The organism is Emticicia sp. C21 (genome assembly GCF_003418935.1).
Lineage (GTDB): Bacteria > Bacteroidota > Bacteroidia > Cytophagales > Spirosomataceae > Emticicia.
Map to the genome: position 1 here is coordinate 115,424 of NZ_QVMT01000007.1, position 24,609 is coordinate 140,032.

Genomic DNA, 24,609 nt, shown 5'->3' on the forward strand with positions numbered 1-24,609 from the left:
AGCGTAATTATAATTTTTTTACTAATTCTTTTTGTCGTGCTGTCAGTCTGAATCGCTCTCCATAGGTATCAGCCAATCTATCAGATTCTTTCAGGAATGTGTCTACTCCTACAAAATCAGGAAAATTCAGTGTACCACCCGCATAAGCCGGGAATCCCCAGGCTAGAATAGAACCTATATTCCCATCTAGTTTAGTAATCAACACGCCCTCATCTATACAACGAATAGATTCTACAGACTGGCGATACAACAAACGTTTTTTTACTTCCTCAATATCTGGTTGATTATCTGAAACAGGGAAATATTCTGTCAACCCCTCCCACAGATATTTCTTTCCGTCAGCAGGATATTCATAGAAACCTTTTTTATTCTTCTTCCCTAATCTGCCTAGATCTTCTACCATCAGTTTAGTTACCTGATAGGTAGAATCATCTTCTCCTAAAGCGCCATCATTAATAGCTTGTTTTGAGATTTTCAGGGCCAAATCCAATGCTACTTCATCAGAAACTGCTAAAGCCCCTACGGGCATTCCAGCGTTTTTTCCGGCATTTTCAATCAGTATCGGGTCGACGCCATCTTTTAATAAAGCAATGCCCTCAGAAGTATAAGTACCAAAACAGCGGGAAGTATAAAATCCTCTTGAATCATTAACAACAATAGGTGTCTTTCTGATTTTCTTCACATAATCTACCGCCAATGCCACGGCATAATCAGAAGTTTCTTTTCCTCGTATCAACTCTACCAACATCATTTTATCTACCGGAGAAAAGAAATGAATCCCAATAAAATTCTCAGGCTTTGCCGATGCTTGTGCCAGACCTGAAATCGGAAGTGTTGAGGTATTTGAACCAAATACACCCCCCTCAGCCAACATCGGTTCTGCTTCTTTAGTAACCGTAGCTTTCAATTCGCGGTTTTCAAAGACCGCTTCTATAATCAAATCACAACCTCTCAAATCTTCTGCCTTATCAGTTGTCTTTATCAGGCTTAATAATTGCTCACCTTTCTCGGCCGTTGTTTTTCCTTTCTCAATACCTTTTTGTATCAAGGTTCTTGAATAATCTTTGCCTTTTTCTGCCCCTTCTACACTCACATCTTTCAGCACCACTTCAATACCGGCCATAGCCGATACATAAGCAATGCCAGAACCCATAAAGCCTGCGCCTAAAATACCCAGTTTCTTTACCTCAGTTTTGGGTACATCTTTCGGGCGACTTGCACCTTTATCGGCTTCGTTTTTCCCTAAAAACATCACTCCTATCAAGTTTTTGGCTTCTTTTGAAGTGGCTACTTTTACGAAATGTCTTACCTCTACAGCAATGGCTCTATCCATATTTACCTGCAAGCCCTCATATACACAAGACAGGATCTCAATTGGTGCAGGATAATTACCTTTGGTCTTATCCATAATCATGGCTGTGCCACCAGCAAAAGTCCGCATACCCGTCGGCGATTGCACATTGCCACCTGGTACTTTATAGTTTTCACGGGCTTTAATTGCCCCCGTTTTCTTATCAATTTCGTCCCAAGGCTGTATAGCATTCGGGTTGGCCAATATCCATTTAATAGCTTTCTCCATCAATTCTTCTCTGGTTGAAGCCAAATCGTTTACTATCCCATAGCCTAACGCTTCTTTGGGGCTTACTCGTTTCCCCTCAACCATCAACATCAAAGCCTGTTCCATGCCTATGATACGTGGTAAGCGTTGGGTACCGCCCCCACCGGGCAATAAACCTAATTGCACTTCCGGTAAGCCGATTTGTGCTTTCGGATTATCTAAGGCAATGCGATAATGACAAGAAAGGCAAACTTCATATCCACCTCCCAGAGCTGTACCATTCATGGCTGCTACAACAGGTTTACCACAGGTTTCCAGTCTACGAAAGATATTATTAAAATCAAGCGAGAATTTATAGGTTTCAGAAGGGTCTTTATCGTTGTTTTTCAAAAGCATTTTCACATCAGCCCCTGCAATGAATTCGTTTTTTTCAGAGGTAATTACAATACCTTTCACTTCCGGATCGGCATAAGCATTTTGCAGGTGCGATTCAAATTCAGGAATAGAAATATCATTCAATACGTTCATGGGCGAGGTGGTCATGTTCCAACTGATAATCGCCACATTGTTTTCAATTTTATAATTAATTTCCATTTTTAGGGTTGAATTATGTGCTTTGTAATGATTTCTGCTTTTGCTAAATCTTTTGCCCGACCGAAAAGCCGGAATATCCGCTCTTGTGCTTTGAGCGTAGGTATTCTGATAGATAATTGATTGATGCTTAACTCAAAATAATCCTCTATTTGTGTTTTTTGCCATTTTTCTTCATGAAATACCTCTAACTCTCCCATCACTTCTACCAAAACTTTATCCGATTGAAACCGACCGAAATTAGAACGAAACTTATCTGAATCTTTGGGTGCATACTCTCCTACTTTATTGGCTTGCCATTGCTTTTTTAAAAAGTCAGCATCACGAGATGAAGTCAACAAATCAATATCATCTGTTGTTTCCAAAGGAATCCCTGCCAAAACCAGAGCCGAACTCCCAATGATATAGAAAGGGTCTTGTAGTTTCAACAAATCATCAGATAAAAAGGTAATTAATTGTTCTATTTTCTCTGCTAACATACGAGAATAACTTCAATAAAGTATGCAAGCATACTGTTATGCAAATATAGAAAATTATGCGTAAGGTATTTTGCCAAATATTATAAATTTTAGCCGAAGAACATTTTTGTTGTGTGAGTCAATAAATTGATATTTTTGCCACAATGTACACAATTTACACACGGGGACGCCCAGTCAATGTCACACTATTCTCAATCAGGCAAATAATGTTGCAAGTAAAGCCAGAATAGCTGGTAATGCTTGTACAACAAAGATTCTTTTACTTGCTGAAATAGCACCATAGATGCCTGCCACTATCACACAACCTAGGAAGAAATAGGCTACATTTTTACTCCAAATGGCATCATTTATCAGTAAAGACCATATTAAACCTGCTGACAGGAACCCATTATATAAGCCTTGATTGGCAGCTAAAGAGACTGTTTTCGGGAACAACTCTTTCGGAAAGTTTTTAAATACTTTAGGCCCTCTGGTTGTCCAGGCAAACATTTCGAGGTATAAAATATAGATATGTTCAAGGGCTACTACGCCAATCAGAATTTTAGAGACTATTTCCATAGGTTTTGTGTTCAGAGGTTATTGATTACAAGGTAATTATTTTAAGCGACATTTATCTAAATGTCAGAACACTTTTCGATTCGTCTACTGCTAGCGTTGCCGCTCTACCACAAGGAATTGACCAGTTAGCGGTATCATGCCCGGTCGGGAAACCATAACAAACTGGATAATTATACTCTGCTACGTGTTCGGCAATAATTTCGTAGGCCGTTTTTCCGAAAGGTTCGTCATTTTCTTTACTATCAGTAAATGAACCAACAATTAACCCTTTCAAATTGCGAAGTTTACCCGCTCGTTTCAACTGAATCATCATTCGGTCGATATTATAGAGATATTCACTTACATCCTCAATAAATAAGATTTTCCCATCCCAGTTAATGTCCGACGGAGAACCTACGAGATGAGCCAATAAACAAAGATTTCCGCCAATTATCTGCCCTTGTCCCATGCCAAATCTATCCAATTCATTGCCACCAATCTCATACTTCTGACTCTCACCATAAAGAAAAGCCCGTAGGGTTTCCAATGAATAGTCGTCTTTCAAAAAGGTCTTAGGCATAGGTGCATGCAAACTCTGAAAACCCAAAGACTGAATATGACTATGAACAGCCGTAATATCCGAAAAACCAACAACCCATTTAGGACTTTGCTGAAAAATCGTAAAATCTACGCTATCTATAATACGTGAACTGCCATACCCCCCTCGCGCAGAAAAGATAACCTTGATAGACGTATCGTCCAGCATTTTCTGAAAATCTCTGGCACGTACTTTATCTGTTCCGGCAAAGCCAAAATAACTGGCACTGACCGACTCGCCAACTACAACTTTTAAACCCCAGTTATCCTGCATCAACTGAATAGCAGGCTGAATATCATCAGAATTCAGTTTACTGGCTAGTGCTACTATAGCTACTTTATCACCTTTTTGTAAGAATGGTGGGGCAATTAATGATTTCAAATCTGTTTTATTTTTAATAATTCAAGTCAGCAGGTTTATAATTGCCTACTTTCTTTAAATCTAATATATAAGCTTCGTTACCATCGTCTTCAACCATCGACGTAAATTTCGCACCCCATACAAGTTCTTCTGTCTTGTAAGAGTGTCTCACATAGACAGCATCTGCAAAGGTATCATCTATGCCTTGAATAGCAATCATAAATTCTGCATCGCTGGTAGTTAATGATTCCGGTGTTTCATTATACAGAGGACTATCCTCTGTCAATGGATGAACAATTGTCCAGTCTGTAGGAAAAAAGTTAACCTTCGCCCTTTCTAAAGGTAAGGCATAATATCTTCTGTTAGGTACGCCATTTCTTACCTCAATCTTCGAAAAAACCATGCTCACTTCCATATTAATCAACTGATTACTTCTTTCATTCACCATTCTGAACATCAAGGCATTGATATTCAGATAAGGGGCAATCAGAGCATTTCCGCTAAATAAAATACGAGCCGTAGGTCTTGAAAAGCGCCCATACAACAGACCCGTAACGATGGCAAACATCATCAAACCCATTAAGGATTCCAGGCTTGATACCCAACTGGCTGCAAAACCATCAGGCGAAATGCGACCATAGCCTACGGTAGTGAGCGACTGCGCACTAAAAAAGAAAGCATCCCAAAATTGTGAGTGGGTGCTTGTCATATTTACTCCAATCAGGTGTTCTACGCCTATCAGATAATAGGTTATGGCAAAAATAAAATTGAGCAGGAGATAAACCAGCAATACAATGAGGAAAAAAACTTTCCAGGGCATCATAATAAAGCGGTTGTAAATATTCAACCATGCTTCAAATGATTGGCCTTTCCGTTTGACATTGAATTGCCCGTCTTGTTTAAGGAGTCTTTTCCGTCGGTCAGTTAGTTTGGTGCCAAAGCCTAAATCCTGACGGTTACGTTCGTTTTCGACGAGTACATTTTTCTTACTCATGGTGTTCAGACGTTTCTTAGGGTAATTGTTAATTGTTTGTAGCAATTTAACAAAATAGTACCTGAAAAAGGTTTAGAAACACTTTATAAAAAAATCACATCGTCAACTACTGACTCACCTACGTCTTTGTTAACCAGGTCAATCAGTTTGGTTTTAGCCATAAAAAGCTCCTGACGTAAAGGAGAGGAATCAATGCGAAGATATAATACCCGATTTTTTACGTAAATTTCTTTAGTGCGGGAAGCGATAACCTTACCCATCATACGCTCCCAGAAAGCCTGGAGATAAGTTTCATTGAACTTAGACTTCAGATTAAAAGTCCTCAGAAATGCTTCGATGGCATCTTTTAAAGGCGTGGCCTGCGAACGACGGGCGGTTTCTGATGGCATCGGTCAATGAATTAGTGTAAGGGGTTAGCTATGAGATAGTCAGGCTATATAACTATCTCATAGCTAATATGATAAAAAATTATGGATAATACAAATGATATATCCGAAAATCGATTACTTCAATAATTCTGCTACCTCAAAACTTACTGTAGCCTGATTGGCACTGGTTTTCACCAACGGGTTTTTCGGTAATGGAATGCTTATCTTATCATCGAAATTAATAGCCAGATTTTTAGCTGGTATTTTCAGATAAAAAGTATCCTGATATGCCTTTAAAGCTGAAGCAGGTCCTTCTACTACAATCTCTGCAGGTACTACAGTAATCAGGCTAGATATTACAAAGTTTTTCTCTAAATCTACACCCAGACTATCAACTTTCAACATCACTTTCTTTATATACTTCTTTTCGAAATTCAAAGCGAAGGTATCCGTAACAATATAGTTGATCTTTGAATCTTTCAGCTTTGCAGAAAGTTTTTCTGACAAAACCGTTGCGTTTAGTTGTCTTTCGCTTTCGGGATGTTCAACCTCATATAAAAGAGGAGAATCATTGAGAGAAAGATTATCCTTTAACAAATTCCACCCTGTACTCGACAAACTTACTCTGATAGTTTTAGGCAATGGAGTAGTTGGAATATAGCGTGAATCGTCGTATATTATCTCTAATGGATAATTGATCTTGGTTGTGTAGCCTGACTTATTCAGGGCATGTAATAGCCAGAATATAGCAGCCACAAAAAAACACAAGACTAATGTTTTGAAATTCATACAATATTAAGGCGCTTGCACGGCTATTTATTCACTCGCAAATTAAGAGCCTCTTATTTTTTTCTTGCGATTGATGTTTTTTCAAAAGTCAATCTTGCACCACCACCTGCCGAAATCGTAACGGTAGTTTCATCTTTCGATACTATTTTACCATGCATTCCGCCAAACGTTACTACTTCATCTCCTTCTTTCAATTCTTCTACCATTTTCTTCTGGTCTTGTGATTTTTTCTGTTGCGGACGTATCATAAAGAAATAGAATACCGCAATCATGCCGACCATCATTATTATCGAAAACATTCCGTTTCCGCCTTGTGCTTGTAAGAGTACCATTGGTTTATCTTTTAGTGGGGGTTATTTCAATACTTTTTTTACTTTATCTAATAGCGCTTGCGCTGAGTCAGATTTCTGACTCGACAATACTTCGGCTGTAAACGACAGCACCGTTTGAGGCGGCGCAGCATTAGAAAAAACGGTTACAAATTTTTTGTTGACACCTACTTTACCTAGGCTATTAAAACGCACAACAATCTTGTCTTTCTGCCCCACTCCTACCGGAGCATCAGGTTTTGAAGCTACTGTGCAGCCACATTGCACCTGTACATTCAGAATTTGCAGCGGACTCTTGCCTGTATTTTTAAATACAAACTCATGCTCTTTTATATCTCCTTCTTTCAGGGTACCGAAATCGAAGCTTTCCTGCTCAAATTCAATCTTAGGAGCATTTGCCAAAGCAGCCAATGAGTCTTCGCTGCTCATACTACCTCCTTTCGAATCAACCAGGTTACAAGAGAAATTCAGACCGCCCAAAATTACCACCGTAAACAAGGCTAGGAGTACTTTTTTCATTATTTTATAATTAAACTTTAAGGTCTGATTAGTTTCTTGATTTTATCTGGTTCATCAAAGACTCAACATCTTCCAATAGTTTTTCGGCTTTCTGACGAGCCTCACTTACTACTTTTTGTCCTTCTGCTTTGGCAGAACTATCACCGCCTACTACTTCCATCGCTACTTCGTCTCCTCTTTCAACCAAGTCATTGATAAATTTCTGTAATTGTTCACGATATCTCGACAAACGGTATGATAGTTTATCACGTGTAATTTCTCCTTTATCAGGTGCATATAAAACACCCAAAGCGGCTCCTGTTGCCACACCCACTAAAAATGAAATAAATGTTCTTGATGAATTGCTCATAATACCCGTGTCCCTGATGGGATATTTAATAATGGATAATCATTTGATTCTTGTTCCGACAGTAAATTAAATGCTTAGTGTCGGAATATTCAATTTATTTATTGTCTAACATTCCTCTTCCGCTTTTGCGAATTCTACCAGACTCTTTCAGTTCTTTAGAAAGACTATCCAGAATACCATTTACAAACTGGCCACTTTTCGGAGTGCTATAATCTTTGGCTATTTCAATGATTTCGTTGATAGTTACTTTGACCGGAATGCTAGGATAATTCAACATTTCAACCAAAGCCATTTTCAACAATATCTGGTCAGTTTCTGAAATACGCTCTATTTCCCAGTTTTTCAACTTCGGAATCAGAATTTCTTCCAGGTCTTTTTCTTCCAGAATACTTTTGCGATACAAAGTTTGTAAAAAATCTTTTCTTTCATTCCATTCTTCGTCTAAAAGAGCAATTTTAAATTTGCCGTCTTCTACAAATGACTGAAATGTGTGCGTAATAGCCGAGCGAAGTGTTTCAATATCGTCAATCCAATACAAATCCTGTTTCTCGAAATACTCTGATGTCAATTCATTTTTCAGAATCACATTTTTCAACAGGTATTTTAAAAACGAGAAGTCTTCTTCTAAAGTATGATTTTTCTTGGCACAATACTCTGTATAATGTGAATTGTTGCGCAATACCTCACGATACAATTTAGCAATCAATACCTGTTCGGTACTCCAATTGACATTACGACGGATGGCTTGTGTTTCGAGTAATCTTTCCTGACGAAGTTTTTTGATTATCTGATTGTCTGATAATTTAGATTGGGTAGCATTTCTGTCATCTGCTTCGGCGCGATCGGCCAATTCGATGAAGAGCAATAAAATTTGTAGATATAATTCGTAGACCTTTTCGGCCTCAAGTACCATTCTACCGGCATAGTGTTCAATGTCTTTTTTGTTTTTAAGCAGAAAGAAATCTCTGGCTTTCTCTACCGACATTTTCACTTCTTGTGGAGCAGTAAAATCATCTTCCTCACGGCGGGAAAACTCTTCCTGAAGCAATTGTTGTCCTAATTTTTTGTATCCCTCTAGTTTCTCGCGGTCCTGAAATTCCATTGAATTCAAGTCCGGCGCGAAATCATCTGCAATGAGGTCTAATGATAACTGGAAATTCGCACCCTCAGCTTGTTTATAAGCATATAAGGCTTGCATCGCACGAATCCGTATGAGGCGTCTGTTAAGCATGGGTGTTCAAAGAACGATTTAATAAGCCGCAAAATTAATAAAAATTCAGGAGATTGCCTAAAGCCATGTGTTGGAATTTGTTATTTCACCATCTTGTACCTATAAACAAAGTACTATTTTCACTTCAGTTTCAGCATGAATTTTGTTAGACTTTTCTATCGAAGAAATATTGGAATTATTATATAATATTTCGTCTTAAATTTCATTATAATAAAACATCTGCCCGATGTAGTAAAATTGACACCTCTCTGAATGTATCCTTACCGGGCAAATGCTTGAAATAATCAGATTTTTTATTAGATTTGAGGAAGAATCTTAGCCTGCGATGAAAAGAATTTTTACTTATATCCTGACACATTTACTCCTTTTCAGTAGTTTATTTGCTTTTGCCCAAACGTACTCAGGCGAGCAGATTAAAGAAGATCTGTCTTCATTGAAAAATGAAATTGAGAAGTATCATCCCGACCCTTACAAATATATTTCCAAAGAAAAATATCAGTCTCTACACGATTCTATTGCCGGAACCATCAAAGGCCGAATGTCTTTACGCGAGGCCTATTTTGCTCTTTTACCTATGGTACAAGCCATTGGTTGCGGGCACACCCATATGATGCTTGACCGGCGTCTGCTGGCTAAAAGTGCCTCCTCTTCAGAAAGGCCCAAGTACTTCCCATTCAGTGTTCGCTTCATTAATGACCAGTTATTAGTATCAAGAAATTACTCGGCCGATAAAAAGATAACCCGTGGTGCAGAAATCTTAGAAATTGATGGGCAGCCTGTTAAGAAGATTATAGAAAGTTTAGAGAAAAAATCCTATTATAACGGCGATGGCATTAATCCGAATGCCCGAAAATACTATGCCATCCGTGAATTCAGGAAATTGTACTATTTATGGAAAGGTGAGCAGGAGACTTTTTCTATTAGCTACCGTAAACAAGGCCAGGAAAAACCAAAAACTACTAAAATAGATGCCAAAGATACCTATTTTATGGAAAAAATGATGGAAACGCGCTATCCCGATGTTGACGAAGATACTACGGGTATGGTATCTTATCGGGTTATTGATTCTACAAAAAAAGTAGCAATGGTTGATGTGCGCTCGTTCATGTATGATTTTAATAGTATGAGCAGAGGGAATTTTGAGGGTGAAACCAAGAAGATTTTCAGGAAATTGCATGAGAACAAAATCGAAAATCTGATTCTTGATTTGAGGGGCAATTCGGGTGGATTGCTGGAATATTCTATTTTCTTGCTCCGCTACTTTACCAATCAACCTTTTGATGCTTATCGCTTGGGTTTCCGGGATGAAAGTTTGAAAAAACTCAAACAGGATTATAAGAAGTTTGATGGCGGCTATGCCAAAGAAGCGGCTACCAGATTAAATACAGAGTTTTCGGTCAGAAATCAGGATGGTTTCTTAGAAAGTAAATATGTGCAGAAACAACGTCCGCACGATGAATTCAGATTTAATAAAAATGTATATGTCTTAATGAACGGAGGTACTTTCTCTGCCGCAGCATTGCTGGTATCTAAACTACATAATATGGGCGTAGGTACTTATGTGGGCATGAGTTGTGGTGGTGCCTACGATGGTTGCTCGGCAGCTCAGTTTTCAACGATTCAATTGCCTAATACATCTTTAGAAATATCGCTACCTTTAGGAAGAATCCTCTATAATGTGGACGCTAAGAAATATGATAAGCCTATTCTACAACCTGACTTTGAGGTAAGCGCCAATCTGGATGATTTCCTGAAAAACGAAGATACCGTACTGAAGTTCACTTTAAATCTGATTAAAAACAACGTCAAAATCAGATAATCTACTTTTTTTCGTTAGATCAATACTTGCAGATTAACCTATCTGTCTGCTTAATTTACTATGTGTATACATGAGATAAAAATCTCCTGATTTTAACAAAATTCCTAAGTGCTTAATGAAAAAACTGCTAATAGTATTCTTCTTTTTTATCAGCTTATTTAGCCAAGCTCAGAAACAGACATTTTCGGTAGAAGAAGTCAGGAAAGATATGGCAGTATTAAAACGGAAGTTTGAGAAACTGCATCCGGGTATGTACTATTATAAGAGTAAAAAAGATTATGAACGACTCTATGATTCATTGTACAATAATCTGACCCAACCCCTTACCTATCTTGAAGCCTACAAATTATTAACCCAGTTAGTAACAGCAGTAGAAGATGGGCACACAGGTATGCGATTTGATGCTAAACGTTTCAACCGCAAGAAAGTTAAATATGTACCTTTTTATCTCCGAAAACTGGGCGGCAAATATTTTATTAGTCTAAATACCTCACGGGATTCAACCATTGTGAGAGGTTCAGAAGTACTCAGAATCAATGAAGAGCGCATTGATATTCTAATGAAAAAATTGAAAGTCTTTGTATCAAGCGATAGTGATAATGAAGAGGTCAAAGACTATTATACGACAGGTTTATTCCCGAATTATTATATTAGAGAATATGGCCCAATTGATTCGGTAACTATTACTTATCGTCTACCTCAGACTAACGTCGTTCTCAGAAAAAAATTGGCTTGTCTGATTACCGGAGAAATCAATAAGATTTCTGAAAAACGCTACAAGGCTTTCAAAAGACCGAACCTCTCTATAAAAGTCGTCGATAGTCTCAATCACATAGCAGTGTTGGACATTACTACTTTTAGCATGACGGGTAAGTTTCTCGATTTTAGTCAAAATAAATTCAAAAGAGGGTTAAAGAATAGTTTTAAAACCGTCAAAAATAAAGGCATTGAACATTTACTTATTGATTTCAGAGGGAATGGCGGGGGATATATACCTAATATCTCACGTGTACTCAGATACCTATCTCCTCATCCTTTTACTATTATTGATACCATTGGTTTTAAAAAGAGTGCGTATTTTACTATTGTGAAACCCTACTATATTACGCCACCGCTTTTCTTCTGGATGGGTTTCCCGAAACGAAAAGGTGATTTGATGTATCGGGTAAATCGGAAAAGTAATAATCAGAAACCTGCCAAAGAATTTGCATATACCGGCAAAACCTATTTCCTGACAGACCCGGGTTGCTATTCAGCCACTACTTTTACGCTAAATATAGCCAAAGATTTAGGACTAGGACAGGCATTTGTAGGACAGCCCGTAGGTGGTGCCAGTTGGGGTAGCTTTGCCGGAACGTGGGAAGATTTTAAATTGCCTAATACCAGATTTGTTGTACATACACCCTTGTATAAAATCACTCACCGTATGCCTAATCAAGCCAATAAAGGTTTTTTCCTCGACATAGATTATGAGGTAAACCGCAATTATGAAGAACTGCTCAAAAACAATACGAACGTAATAGATTTTACAGTTGATATGATTCTGGCAAGCAAAGCAGCCAGTTTACGGTAAATAGTTTGAAATCTGCTAAAACTAATTTGATTATAATCTGCTTACAAATTTTCGAATCATGAAAAAATTGTAACTTCGGGGACTTTTTAGATATTTTCTCCACATTCGAAATGGCAATTAAAAAACCGTCCAAAAGCAAAGCTACAAAGAAAACTAAGGTAGAAAGTCCTAAGAAAATATCTTATTACCGCAAGCCTGAAAACCTTAGCCTCGACCAATGGCAGGTGGCTCTGAGGAAGCAATTTGGCGAAGACAATGAGCATGAGTTCAGAATTAATAATCTTGGCAGGCAAGAATTTTTCTCTGATTTTCAGGTAACAAATACACAGACCAACAATACATACAAGGTAGCTATCAGAAGTGCTGATGATAGCCAGAATTTCTGCGAATGTTTCGATTTTAAAACCAACCGCTTGGGCGTGTGCAAGCATATCAGTGCCGTAATGCACCATTTAAGCCAAAGAAAAGGTTTTAAAACGTCCATGAAAGAGGGCTTTCATCCGCATTATACCTCTGTATATGTCGACTACAGACAGGGCCGAGAAATAAAAATCCGGATCGGCTCCAATAAAAAAGAAGAGTTTGAAGAATTAGCTCAAACGTATTTCGACTCAAATAATAAACTGAAAGAAGCATCCTTTGCTGTTTTTGAATTATTCCTCGAAAAAGCAGCTGCCTTGAGTAATTCCTTCAGATGTTATCCTGATGCACTTGATTTGGTAATAGCCGAGCGTGAAAAAATTCGTCGGAGAGATTACCTATGGCGTATCATGCCTGATGGTGAAAACGACAAATATTTTGATGATTTAATCAAAGCTTCTCTCTTCCCCTATCAGCGTAAAGGTGTATTTTTTGCGGCCATAGCCGGCAAAAGCCTGATTGCTGATGAAATGGGGCTTGGCAAGACTTTGCAAGCCATTGCCACAGCCGAACTCTATAAAAAGGAATTGGGTATCCATCGGGTATTAATTGTATGCCCAACCTCCCTTAAATATCAGTGGAAAGCCGAGATTGAAAAATTTACCGATAGCAGTGTCTATGTAGTTGAGGGAAGTCTGCAAAAACGCAAAGACCGATATTGGCGCAGCGATGCCTTTTATGTGATAGTGAGTTATCATACCATGACTTACGACCTGGATTGGCTCAACCGGATGGAGCCTGATTTGGTTATTCTTGATGAAGCTCAGCGCATTAAAAACTGGAAGACGAAGGTTTCTCAGCAAATCAAACGGATTGTAACGCCCTATTCTATCGTATTGACAGGTACTCCACTGGAAAATAAACTCGAAGAACTCTATTCTATCATGCAGTTTATTGATGTGTACCGATTAGGGCCGATGTACCGATTCCTGAGTGAACACCAGATAACTGATGAGTCGGGGCAGATAATTGGTTACAAAAATCTGAACAGAATCGCTGAGACTCTAAGTGATATACTGATTCGAAGAACGAAAAAGGAAGTTCTTTCAGAATTGCCTAAGCGAATGGATAAAAATCTGTTTGTGCCGATGACCCCACAGCAGACGAAAATTCATAATGAACTAGGTGATAATGTAGCTAAACTGGTAAGCAAATGGAAAAGATCCAGCTTTCTTAATGAAACCGATCGCAAACGTCTGGTACTGACACTAAGCCAGATGCGCATGGTATGCGATAGTACTTATATTCTTGACCAGAAAACAAGACATGATACGAAGATTGATGAAGTGATGAATATTCTGGATGAGGTCTTTGAGACATCAGACGAGAAAGTAGTCATATTCAGTCAATGGGAACGTATGACCCGATTAGTGGCACAGGAGTTAGAGCAAAGAAATATAAAATTTGAGTATCTGTATGGTGGTGTAGAAAGCATCAAAAGGAAAGATTTATTAGAAAACTTTCAGAATGACCCTGAAAGTCGGGTGTTTCTTTCAACTGATGCAGGAGGGGTTGGCTTGAATTTACAGAATGCTTCTTTACTGATAAATCTGGATATTCCCTGGAATCCGGCTGTTTTAGAGCAACGTATTGCCCGTATCTATAGATTAGGGCAAGAGAAAAACGTTTCTATCATCAATCTTATTTCTACAAGTACTATTGAGCAACGCATGCTTGATGTACTCGAGTTTAAAGGCGCAATGGCTAAGGGTGTATTAGATAGAGGAGAAGACACTATCTTCATTGGTGAAGATCAGTTCAAGAAATTCATGGATTCGGTCGAGAATCTTGTGAATCAAGAGATTTCAACTGAGACAGTTGAATCGCAAGAGAATGAAGAGGAAACGATTAAATATGAATTACCGGATGAAATTCTTGTTGATACCCCTGAGGGTGCTACCACTTTTATGGGTGATGATGATGTAAAAGAACCCCATCAGACATCGACAAATGGCGCTAGTACCCATGCTCCTTCACACGAACTACTACAGAATGGCATTAATTTTTTTGCTCAATTAGGTAAGACTTTAAAAAGCCCTGAAGCAACCAGAGAATTAATCGACAGCATTACGCAAAAAGATGAATCAGGTAAAGTTTATCTGAAGATTCCTGTTGAAAACGAAGAGGTAATCAACAATGCCGTGCAAGTATTAAGTACCTTATTTGGGGCATTTACGAAACAATAAAATAGGTATATTTTTCCCATATATCTTATTTCATACAACAAAAGAATTGAATATGAAAGAGAGTAACAATACCAATGATGTTATACTGATAGGTGCAGGTATCATGAGTGCTACCTTAGGCACTTTCTTGAAAAAACTCGAACCCAGCTGGCAAATAAAAATCTTCGAGCGGATGGATAGAGTAACGGCAGAATCGTCAGAGGCTTGGAATAATGCCGGAACAGGCCATTCGGCTTTTTGTGAGCTGAACTATACCCCCGAAATGGAAGATGGTAGTATTAATATTGATAAAGCAGTTAAAATTGCTGCCTCATTTGAAGTATCTAAAGAATTCTGGTCAACTCTAGTACAGGAGGGTATTATTGAAGACCCGACGAACACCCTACGCCGGATTCCACATATGAGTTTTGTATGGGGTGATGAAAATACGGAATATCTGCGCAAACGCTATGAGGCTTTAAAAAAGCATCATTTGTTCAGTGATATGGAATTCTCCAACAATTATGATGAAATAGCGCAATGGATGCCTTTAATTATGGAGGGACGCGATAGAAACGAGAAACTGGCAGCTACCTGCATGGACATTGGTACAGATGTTAATTTTGGGGCGTTATCCCGTTCAATGTTTTCTTATTTAGAAAATGCTGATGGCGTTGAGTTGAAACTTCATCATGAGGTAGAAGATATTAAACGTTTGGATAATGGCGACTGGCAACTGGAAATTAAAAATCTGGATACCGGAAAAACAGATACTTATACTACCAAATTTGTCTTTATCGGGGCTGGTGGAGGTTCTCTGCCACTGCTTGAAAAATCGGATATTCCCGAAGGTAGAGGATATGGCGGATTTCCTATTAGTGGTAAATGGCTGGTTTGTAATAAGCCTGATTTGATAGAACAACATTGTGCTAAAGTATATGGTAAAGCCAGTGTTGGCTCCCCTCCTATGTCGGTTCCTCACTTGGATACCCGTGTAATTGATGGTAAAAAAGCCTTACTCTTTGGGCCTTATGCCGGATTCTCTACCAAATTTCTGAAACATGGTTCTTATATGGACTTACCACAATCTATCAAATGGAATAATATATGGCCTTTGATTTCAGCAGGAGTACATAATATTCCTTTAACCAAATATCTGATTGAGCAGGTAACGCAATCTCCGGAAGATCGATTAGAAGCCTTATCTGAATATATGCCCACAGCAAAAATGGAAGACTGGGAATTAATGGATGCAGGACAACGGGTACAGGTAATTAAAAAAGATGAAAAAGAAGGAGGCATTTTAGAATTTGGTACAGAGGTAGTCTATGCAAAAGATGGCTCGTTGGCTACTTTGTTAGGAGCATCTCCAGGGGCATCAACTTCTGTTTCTATTATGCTTGATTTAATGAAAAAATGTTTTCCGGGCCTGGAAGCCACAGAAAAATGGCAAAAAGAACTTAAAAGACTTATTCCCTCATACGGCCAATCATTAGCCAAAGATGCAGCATTAGCGAAAGCCACTCGTGAAAGGACGACGGAATTATTGCATTTGAGAGAGGTAGCGTTTTCTTAAATTATTTAGTGATTGAGCGATTTAGTGAATGAGTGATTATTTTAATAAGTAAAAAGTATTTTTAAATAAATCACTCAACGCTCAATCACTCATTTCCTGATTATCCCCTCCAACACCTTCGCATCGCCATCAATATTGGCAGGTACAGGAATACCTAAAAGTGTAGCGACAAAAGGATATACATGGATATTCTGAAACTCCGGAATCTTTTTACCTTTTTTGATATTCGGGCCTTTGGCATAAAAAATCGTTCCCATCTCAGGCGTGACATAAGGGTCGAAACCGTGTACACCCCATACCTGCTTAGTAATAGGTCGTTTAGCCAGACTCTCCCTCGAATAAAAGCTATAACCTGCCTCTGCCATCAGTGTTAAATCACCAATGCGTGGGTGGTTATTATAATGCAGATTCTGTGGTAAATCAGCCTTTTTATATACTTTGAAATGATTTTGCTTAGCAGCTATGCTTTGCAGGATGCTTTCTTCTTTGGCGTTATCTTTCAGAAAAACGTTGGCGTGCGTTCCACTGTTTACAAAAACAAAGTCGTTTTTATCTAAGCCTTGTAATACATCTTCTGTATAAAGAAATTTGTCAGCTTCGTTTTTCATTTCATACATGCCATGGTCTGCTGTCAAAATTACATTCACAGGCAAGTTTATTTTCTTCAAACCCGCCATTAACATACCTACCAGACTATCTGCTTCCATTACCGCTGCTATGGTTTGAGGAACGTTTGGTCCATATTCATGGCCTTGTGTATCAACCATCGAAAAATAGATAGTCATTAGGTGTGGGCGCTCTGCTTCCGGTAGGTTCAACCAGTCGAATACGCCTTGCACTCTTTGTTTATTAGGTACTTTGGCATCGTAACGATGATAATAGGTTGGGTATGAACCGCCAATCGGGGCCTCAGACCCTACCCAGAAATAAGATGCTGCTTTCATGCCATTCTGTTGAACCAATTGCCAGATAGGCAAGCCACCATAGTAGTAAGGATCTTCTACTTTTTCTCTTTGTCCGATTGAATAGAATGTATCACGATTAACATCATAAAAAGTATTATCTACGAGACCATGATGCGCAGGGTATAAACCCGTTACCAAGGTATAGTGATTGGGAAAAGTTTTGCTTGGATAAGAAGGAAGCATTTTTGTGGCAGCAGCTCCCTTTTTGATAAATTTCTTGATATTTTTTGGATTGTATTTCTGAACATAGTCATGTCGGAATCCATCAAAAGAGACCATAACTACGTATGGTACATCTTTATTCTGGCCGAAAGCTGAAACACTAAAAACGAGGAAAAATAAAGTAATAACGGTTTGTTTTGATAGACGTAGCATATACTATGTTATTGTTGATGAACGAAAAAATTAAGAGCATCTTAAAATTTTAAGATGCTCTTACGCATAAAAGGGAAAAACTATAAACAAACTCTGACATTAATCTCGCTTATTATCGCGTTTTTCTTGCTTGGCGGCGCGTTTTTCTTTCAACGTTTTGCCGGCTTCCTTTTTCGCTTCTTTTGCGGGCTTATCCTTTGCCATATGTTTAATTGTTTGGTAATACTAGACTAAATTAATGTATTTCTATAACTTTTACGAATATCAAATTGTTAAAAATTCTTCTTTTAATTTTTAACAATTTGATATTGCACTTACAAACATCTCATTTTCAATAAGTTAAGAACTATCATCAGGTTAAATCCCACTCTTTGCGATATTCTCTTGAAAGCAAGGCATTTGCTTCTCTATCATGTTTGAATTTCTCTTTTTTAGCATTCCAGTGCAGCTCTCTTCCCAATCTATAAGAGATTAAGCCCAGGTGCATCGGCATGGTCATCATGCGGGCATATTCCAGATTCGATTCCGGTTGCGTACGGTTCTTTACAGCCGTAACAAAGTTTTGCTGATGTCCCGGAGAACGCGCAATCGTAATAGGAATCTCAGGAATATCTTTCATAACCACGCCATTGATATTCAGTTCACAAGAACCATAATCACAAAGCAATGTACCTTTATCACCCTCGAAATAGGCTCCAATACCCTTTTTCTCTGCGCCCGGCACATTTGGTGGCGTAGATGTCCAGTAGATTTTTAAATCATCAAACTGGTAATCAATATCAATCCATTTCGGTGCATCGCCAATACCTTCAGGAGCTTCGCCTTTGGCTTTAATAGTAGTCAGGTTTTTAGGTTCTAAAGCCCACCAGACTACATCGGCAATATGGCTCCAGAAATCCTGAAAAACTCCACCAGAATAGTCTAAGAAATAACGATAGGTAAAATGGCAACGTTCTGGCGTATATTTTGAGTAAGGCGCAGGCCCTAACCACATATCCCAGTTAAGCGAAGCAGGTGGGGTCTGATAATTGGCTGGCCCTAATACAGGTGGGAATCCCGTTTTCCAGAGTCTTACAGTGTGTACCTTACCAATGGCACCGCCTTTGATCAATTCAACTACCCTATGATAATTATCCCCGGCATGAATCTGCGTACCTAGTTGGAAGATACGGTCATGTTTCTTCATAGCCTTTAACATCTGTTGGCCTTCTCTTACGTTATAAGATAGTGGTTTTTCGCCATAGACATCTTTTCCTGCCTGAAATGCCATAATAGCCACCTGCGCATGCCAGTGGTCAGGTGTGGCGCAGGTAATGGCATCAACATCTTTACGGTCTAGGATATGGCGAAAATCTGAGTAGAGTTGTGCTTTAGTATCCGGATGCTTCTTTTGCAAGTTTTTAAGCGACGAATTCAGGTGGTCTGAATCTAAATCACACAGGGCTACTATTTCTACTTCGGGTAAATTAGCAAACCAGTTCATATGGTTGTTGCCCATGCCACCGAGACCGATATGTGCTACCCGTAGGCGGTCGCTTGGGGCTACTTTGCGCACCATGCCCGGAAGCAAGGTGAGACCTAAAGCTGCAAAACTACTTTGTCGGATAAAATCACGACGATTGAGTGTGCTTTTCATGTTTAACGATTAACAGTATAGGGATGAATATTTGAATAAAAGAATACGTTCACAATTTAGAAAAAATACCTGACAACAAGCAAGGTTTTGAGAAATGCAATTATAATTTACTTAGAGCCTTTTTTAGTGTTTATAATTCCTTTGAGGTTAAAATGCAAAAAATAGGAGTATTTCTATTAATTGTTATATAATTGTTACCCTTTGATAATAATACACCCATTTAATAAAAAAATCTATTAAAATACCTTTTTTCTTCGTATTTTTAGGGGAATTATAGTTACCTAAATAATGCCCAAATTTTACCCTTTACTTTTGTTACTTGCTCTTTGTCAGTTAGTAAAAGCTCAAACTGCGTCCGTTACTTTCAATGGACAAAACCTTTGTCAGGGAAAAGTTGAAAAAATTGATTTTACTGCTTCCGGAAGTTTTAATTCCGACAATTATTTCAAAATTCAGCTTTCGGATACTTCAGGAAATTTTTCGACTCCTGTTGAATTAGCTAAATTTTATAATGGCTCATTTCAAAAAGTTGCCTTTATGACTCCTACAAATCTGGCAACGGGAACACATTATCGCATCCGAGTAGTGAGTACAAGCCCTGTTATTACAAGTGTACCTACTAATGAACTATCTGTACTCAATACCTGTACTATACCTGTTTCTCTTTCTACAATAAGTTTACAGGAGATAGCATCCAGCCTGATATGTGCCAATACCCCGATTACGGTTAATTGGACAGTTTCAGGCGATACACTCCTAGATGCCAATCATTTTTTCACGGTACAACTATCTGATAGTAGTGGTTCTTTTGATTCTCCTTATACAGTTGCTATAGCAGAAGCGAGTGATAGTTCTGCCAGCTTTACTATCCCTCAGGGATTTATTGAAGGCACTAAATACAGGATTAGGGTCTTAGTAAATAGCCCTGGTGTTATTAGCGGCACCAATAATGTTGATTTGAGTATATTTTCGAAACCTACTCCTTCCATTAGTCTCGTTCCTGCCAAACCTTGTCTGGGAGATACTATTAGGCTTGTTGCCAATGATGGGGGTTCAGGCAGTAGCACTTATTCATGGATAGGCCCTGTAACTGCCTCAAAAGATACTTTATTGATAACTTCTGGTAGTCTTTCACATGATGGTATCTACGAAGTAACTGTTACCAGAAATGGTTGCTCGGCTTCTGCCTCGCAAAGCTTAATGCTTACCAATTGTAAACCTGCCTGGTCGTGGGCTCTGGCAGATAATTTCTGGACTAATACTTTCAATTATCCCTCAACCATTGTAGATACAGAGATAGATAGTGAAAATAATCTCTTTATAGCAGGATATTTTTCTCAGGCTATGAATTTGGGTAACACACTTCTTACGACTGTCAACCAGAATACTACTTTTTGTGATAATTCAGAGACAGCTGATAAACGGACAGGCTTTCTGGCTAAAATCAATGCTGATGGGAAGTTAGATTGGTACAGAAAATGGAATACTCAGAGCGATATCAGCGATTACCAGTATTGTGATATAGCTATTGATAACGGTCATATTTTCCTGGTTTCAGAATTTAAAGCAACATCTAATTGTCCTACTAATCCCGAAAATGGTGCTTCATTGATTATAGCAAATGAAGAAGATTTAACGTTAGGAAACATAGTCGGCTATTGTAAGTTTGATGTTTCTGATTCACTTTCCACACTATATGAATACCGCTATAAAGGACGTTTTACTTGGCTGGCAAAATTTGATACGGATGGTAATTTAGGCCTATTAACCAATCTTACAGAAGTAAAGACCTGTGGTGTATCTGCTAACGATTTTGATAACAAACCTAATTATGGTTTGGGGAATAAAGGTTATTACTCACTCAAAGCCCGTAACAATAAATTATGGTTGCTCTATACCTGGAATCAAGGAGTTTCTGATAATATCCGCTTCTATAATGGGAGTGAAGTTAATAATGAAAAAGCAGGATTAGTTGTCATGCAGCTTAGTACTACTGACCTGAGTATACTTCATTACGAGAAAGTAGGTGTTTTTTCTCCGACAGGTTCATTAGGTATGTCGAACCTTGAAATTGACTCACAAAATAATCTTATCGTAACAGGCTCAACTGCCACTATTGGTGTGGGTACAGCTGAAGCTGTTACATTTGGTCAGTATCCCCTCATATTCGGTGATACCGATTATTTTGTGGCTAAATTTAATACTTCTTCAAAGAACTGGGATTGGGCCAGACGATCGCAGGTTATATTATTAGATAATAATGCTGATACAGCACCGGCTATCAAAACAGATTCTCAGAATAATATCTATTTAGGTTTTTCTGTCAGAACATCTTACGGAGGCAATTTTGCCAACGTTACCTTTCAAACTACGCCACAAGATTATGATGCCAACAATACATCCGTGTTGCTAAAACTGAATACCAATGGCGATGGACAATGGGCAAAACTCAATAACCATACCCTAAGAAGTGGCCGAAACACTATGGGGATTGATAACGAGGATAATATCTATTTTACGAGCTATCTCAATAATTCTGCATCTGCCGACCGCTTTTTAATCAACGAGCACCGTCTGCCACAAAAAGATCTGGCAACTTTTAGCAGTATCTCAGGTAATCCTTTCGTAGCTATTTATAAACCTAATGGAGATTTATCGGGGTCAGTTAATAATATCAGAGTTTATGATGCATTGTATATAAATGGTTTGGTACTCGACAAGAACAAGAATATTATTCTAAGCGGTGTCAACTACGGTAAAGCTACTTTCGGGCAGTTCAGTTTCGACACTAATTTTGGTAATGCCTCTAACCCTGACGATAACCGACAAAGAGGTTTTATTACCAAAATCGATAATCCAAGAAGTATTGTTTTAGATAATACCAGTACTTTTCTGTGTACAGGGACTGAAAATCAGATTAGTTTTAGTACTACAGGAGAATTTTCTACTACTTCTTTCAGAGCCGAGCTGGTTGACGTGGTAACTAACAAAATCATTACTGTGGCTTCAGGTAGCACAAGTCCACTTACTTTTACAGCTAGTGATAGTCTGGCAGGTAAACGCTATTATGCCAGAGTGGTAAGTGAAGATAATTCGGTGATAGGTACCATACGAACAGATAAAATTGTAGAAATTAATACAAAACTTCAACCTATTATATCCAGTACATTATTAGGAACGGCTGCTGTACAGGGTATTTGTTATACACAATTGCCAGATTATCGCATTCAAACCAATATTACGGGGGCACACATTACTTTAACAAGAAATGGCCAGATCGTTTATGAAGGCGATAATCAGGATTTTGCCCCAACCGAAGACCAAACGGGTGTTTATAAAATATTTGCAGAAAATCAGGGTTGTAAAGGCGAGAGTGCCGAATTGGATTTCAGGGTAGTACGTCAGGCCACTGCTAAACTTGTAGGCTCGCAAACAGTCAAGGATTTTAATTCTCCTGTCAGTCTTTCTTTGGTCTTAACGGGGGGCGGTGAATATGAAGTGAATATTGCCGGTATTCCCTCAACCCTTAAGTTGAATAACTCACAAGAAACCATAACGGTTAATCCAACAGAGAACACTATTTATTCTCTTACCTCAGTCTCTAATTATTGCGGACTTGGGACTATTCTTACAGGCACAGTAAATATTTCGCTTTGTCAAACCTTCTTATCACTTGCAAATCCAACAGATAACTATACTTCAGGTACGATTACTCTGGAGACTGACGGCACTCATGGTGAAATTGTGGCTAATAATGTAATTAGCGATAGTGCTAAAGTAACCTATAGCGCAGGCAAAAGTGTTATATTGAATCCGGGTTTTTATGTTTCAAGTACCGGCAATTTCACTGCTGAGATTAAAGGCTGTAATAACAAGGTAATAGCTAATACCAATAAAAGTTATAAACTAGGTTATCAGAAACTGCATATTAATCGCCCAACGGCTGATAGAACTATCGATGAAATGACCGAATTCGCTCAAAAAGGAGCTAACCTGTTTGAGGTAACTATCAGGCTTGATGATGTATTTAAAACGCGCTCACAGTTCGATGAAACCGATCCGGGAGTTTTAGGTGAATACTGGTCTTTATATGACAGAATCATTAAACATGCAGGTAATCTTTATGATTTTGTGGTCTTTCGCGTCAATGTAGACTATGATGATACCCGTTATTATTTCCAGGATAGAGACGAATTTGACCCCAAACAAAGAGCGTACAATAATTTTGACAACGCTCTTTTTAACTTGTTCGGAGAAATTGTGCAAGACCAGTTCAACAATCCTGCACGGGTAGGTTATGGCTCAGGACATGGTTCTTTTTCTTCTCTCTCAGCTACCGAAAAGATGAAAGGGTTTGTACAAAAAATAATGGATAGATACCACCCGGTTTTAGGGCAAAAACTCTATTGGGTTTCAGTAGTTACCGCCGCACAATTTGAGAGCGGTTTTAATTATGAAAACGCATGGGATGGAGACCAGTTTATTGACCCCCGCCCTTGTGAATACGATTATTCGCCTGATAACGTGAGTGCATTCAGAGACTGGTTAGTTACCAAGCGCTATGGAAGCCTGAAAGAGGTAAATGCTACCTATAATACCAATTATAATAACGCAAGCGAGATTGAACCACCAAAAGTGGCTGTAGACAACATTCATTATATGAATGCCCATAATATTCAGGCTATGTATAATTCGGTATTATTTGAAGACTGGTATCGCTTTAATTACCGACAAATGAAAAACTTTTTGATAGACTGTAAGAATATTGTCAAAGCCAAAAGTAATGATATCAAGTTTTGTTTTGAAGCCGGTGCTGTTGCAGACCAATTAAGTGCAGCCCGCAAAACCTTTGATGTGCCCGATATTAACACTTTTGCTGATGTATTGAAAACCAGTATGACCAATGTAAGCTTTAGTGGACTGCCTATGTGGGATGCGGATGTGGCCAGATCAAATTTTACGGGTGAAATTCAGACTGAAATCAATGAAATGGATGTAGTTAGTATGGCAGGTATTAAAGACCCCGGAATGGTAAAACAAAAAATGCTTGAGTATTCAAAAGCGGCTTATCTGAACGATGCCAAAGCAATCATCTTTGTTGCGGATAAAACTACACCTTATTATACTAATAGCTTAGATGCTGTAGGAGAATTGAAATTATGGATTGAAAATCACACAGAGCAGTTGACAGAAGGAGAAACTATTTATGTAAATCTATCTGATTTAATCAGGAATTTCTCACAGGCTATTGCACCGTTCCATGCTATTTCTTCTTCATTGCCAACGAATGGCTATGAGAAAAGACCAAGAATTATTATCAATAATACTCCATCTACCCCAACAGGGAAATAAATTACCGGATGCAACAATTTTTCAAA

The 24,609-nt window shown here is 38.5% G+C and carries 18 protein-coding genes; 5 read left to right on the plus strand and 13 right to left on the minus strand.

Features of this window, described 5'->3' with window-relative positions; genetic code table 11:
• Nucleotides 1–7: 7 nt before the first annotated feature.
• From D0T08_RS17070 to nusB, 11 genes are all read right to left on the minus strand, one after another.
• Entirely contained in the window at nt 8–2,152 is a 2,145-nt protein-coding gene (locus D0T08_RS17070) for a 3-hydroxyacyl-CoA dehydrogenase NAD-binding domain-containing protein (RefSeq protein ID WP_116983886.1), read from the minus strand.
• A gap of 2 nt (nt 2,153–2,154) precedes the next feature.
• The gene (locus tag D0T08_RS17075; protein ID WP_116983887.1) at nt 2,155–2,628 is read right to left on the minus strand and encodes a hypothetical protein; all 474 of its coding nucleotides are present in this window, start codon (nt 2,626–2,628) and stop codon (nt 2,155–2,157) included.
• Between the two features lie 195 nt (nt 2,629–2,823).
• A complete protein-coding gene (locus D0T08_RS17080; protein ID WP_116983888.1) occupies nt 2,824–3,186 on the minus strand; it encodes a DUF1304 domain-containing protein in 363 nt (120 codons plus the stop codon).
• A 52-nt stretch (nt 3,187–3,238) separates the two neighbouring features.
• Nucleotides 3,239–4,144 (minus strand): LD-carboxypeptidase, encoded by a 906-nt coding sequence (locus tag D0T08_RS17085; RefSeq protein WP_116983889.1) that lies wholly within the window; start codon nt 4,142–4,144, stop codon nt 3,239–3,241.
• A gap of 13 nt (nt 4,145–4,157) precedes the next feature.
• Nucleotides 4,158–5,117 (minus strand): ion channel, encoded by a 960-nt coding sequence (locus D0T08_RS17090; protein WP_116983890.1) that lies wholly within the window; start codon nt 5,115–5,117, stop codon nt 4,158–4,160.
• 83 nt (nt 5,118–5,200) lie between these two features.
• On the minus strand, nt 5,201–5,506 hold the full coding sequence (locus D0T08_RS17095; RefSeq protein WP_116983891.1) for a DUF721 domain-containing protein: 306 nt from the start codon (nt 5,504–5,506) through the stop codon (nt 5,201–5,203).
• 114 nt (nt 5,507–5,620) lie between these two features.
• Entirely contained in the window at nt 5,621–6,274 is a 654-nt protein-coding gene (locus D0T08_RS17100) for a hypothetical protein (RefSeq protein WP_147322789.1), read from the minus strand.
• Between the two features lie 53 nt (nt 6,275–6,327).
• Nucleotides 6,328–6,606, minus strand: coding sequence for a preprotein translocase subunit YajC (yajC, locus tag D0T08_RS17105; protein WP_116983893.1), 279 nt, complete (start codon nt 6,604–6,606; stop codon nt 6,328–6,330).
• A gap of 21 nt (nt 6,607–6,627) precedes the next feature.
• Nucleotides 6,628–7,122 (minus strand): DUF1573 domain-containing protein, encoded by a 495-nt coding sequence (locus tag D0T08_RS17110; protein ID WP_116983894.1) that lies wholly within the window; start codon nt 7,120–7,122, stop codon nt 6,628–6,630.
• Between the two features lie 28 nt (nt 7,123–7,150).
• On the minus strand, nt 7,151–7,471 hold the full coding sequence (locus D0T08_RS17115) for a YtxH domain-containing protein (RefSeq protein ID WP_116983895.1): 321 nt from the start codon (nt 7,469–7,471) through the stop codon (nt 7,151–7,153).
• Nucleotides 7,472–7,565: 94 nt separating this feature from the next.
• Nucleotides 7,566–8,702 (minus strand): transcription antitermination factor NusB, encoded by a 1,137-nt coding sequence (gene nusB / locus D0T08_RS17120; protein ID WP_116983896.1) that lies wholly within the window; start codon nt 8,700–8,702, stop codon nt 7,566–7,568.
• 325 nt (nt 8,703–9,027) lie between these two features.
• Between nusB and D0T08_RS17125 the strand changes: the two genes are divergently transcribed.
• The 4 genes from D0T08_RS17125 (at nt 9,028) to D0T08_RS17140 (ending at nt 16,255) form a co-directional block, all read left to right on the plus strand.
• Nucleotides 9,028–10,521 (plus strand): S41 family peptidase, encoded by a 1,494-nt coding sequence (locus tag D0T08_RS17125; protein WP_116983897.1) that lies wholly within the window; start codon nt 9,028–9,030, stop codon nt 10,519–10,521.
• A gap of 115 nt (nt 10,522–10,636) precedes the next feature.
• Nucleotides 10,637–12,094: a S41 family peptidase gene (locus D0T08_RS17130; protein WP_116983898.1), complete on the plus strand. Its 1,458-nt coding sequence runs from the start codon at nt 10,637–10,639 to the stop codon at nt 12,092–12,094.
• 110 nt (nt 12,095–12,204) lie between these two features.
• Nucleotides 12,205–14,700, plus strand: a complete 2,496-nt coding sequence (locus D0T08_RS17135; protein WP_116983899.1) for a DEAD/DEAH box helicase — start codon at nt 12,205–12,207, stop codon at nt 14,698–14,700.
• Between the two features lie 46 nt (nt 14,701–14,746).
• Nucleotides 14,747–16,255 carry a malate:quinone oxidoreductase gene (locus D0T08_RS17140; protein ID WP_116984022.1) on the plus strand — a complete coding sequence of 503 codons (1,509 nt, stop codon included), beginning with the start codon at nt 14,747–14,749 and terminating at the stop codon, nt 16,253–16,255.
• 89 nt (nt 16,256–16,344) lie between these two features.
• On the opposite strand, the gene D0T08_RS17145 is transcribed toward D0T08_RS17140, so the two are convergent.
• Together D0T08_RS17145 and D0T08_RS17150 are read right to left on the minus strand one after the other, a co-directional pair.
• Nucleotides 16,345–17,595 (minus strand): ectonucleotide pyrophosphatase/phosphodiesterase, encoded by a 1,251-nt coding sequence (locus tag D0T08_RS17145; protein ID WP_116983900.1) that lies wholly within the window; start codon nt 17,593–17,595, stop codon nt 16,345–16,347.
• 352 nt (nt 17,596–17,947) lie between these two features.
• Nucleotides 17,948–19,231: a Gfo/Idh/MocA family protein gene (locus D0T08_RS17150; RefSeq protein ID WP_116983901.1), complete on the minus strand. Its 1,284-nt coding sequence runs from the start codon at nt 19,229–19,231 to the stop codon at nt 17,948–17,950.
• A gap of 288 nt (nt 19,232–19,519) precedes the next feature.
• Between D0T08_RS17150 and D0T08_RS17155 the strand changes: the two genes are divergently transcribed.
• Nucleotides 19,520–24,583 (plus strand): 3-coathanger stack domain-containing protein, encoded by a 5,064-nt coding sequence (locus D0T08_RS17155; protein WP_116983902.1) that lies wholly within the window; start codon nt 19,520–19,522, stop codon nt 24,581–24,583.
• Nucleotides 24,584–24,609 lie beyond the last annotated feature (26 nt).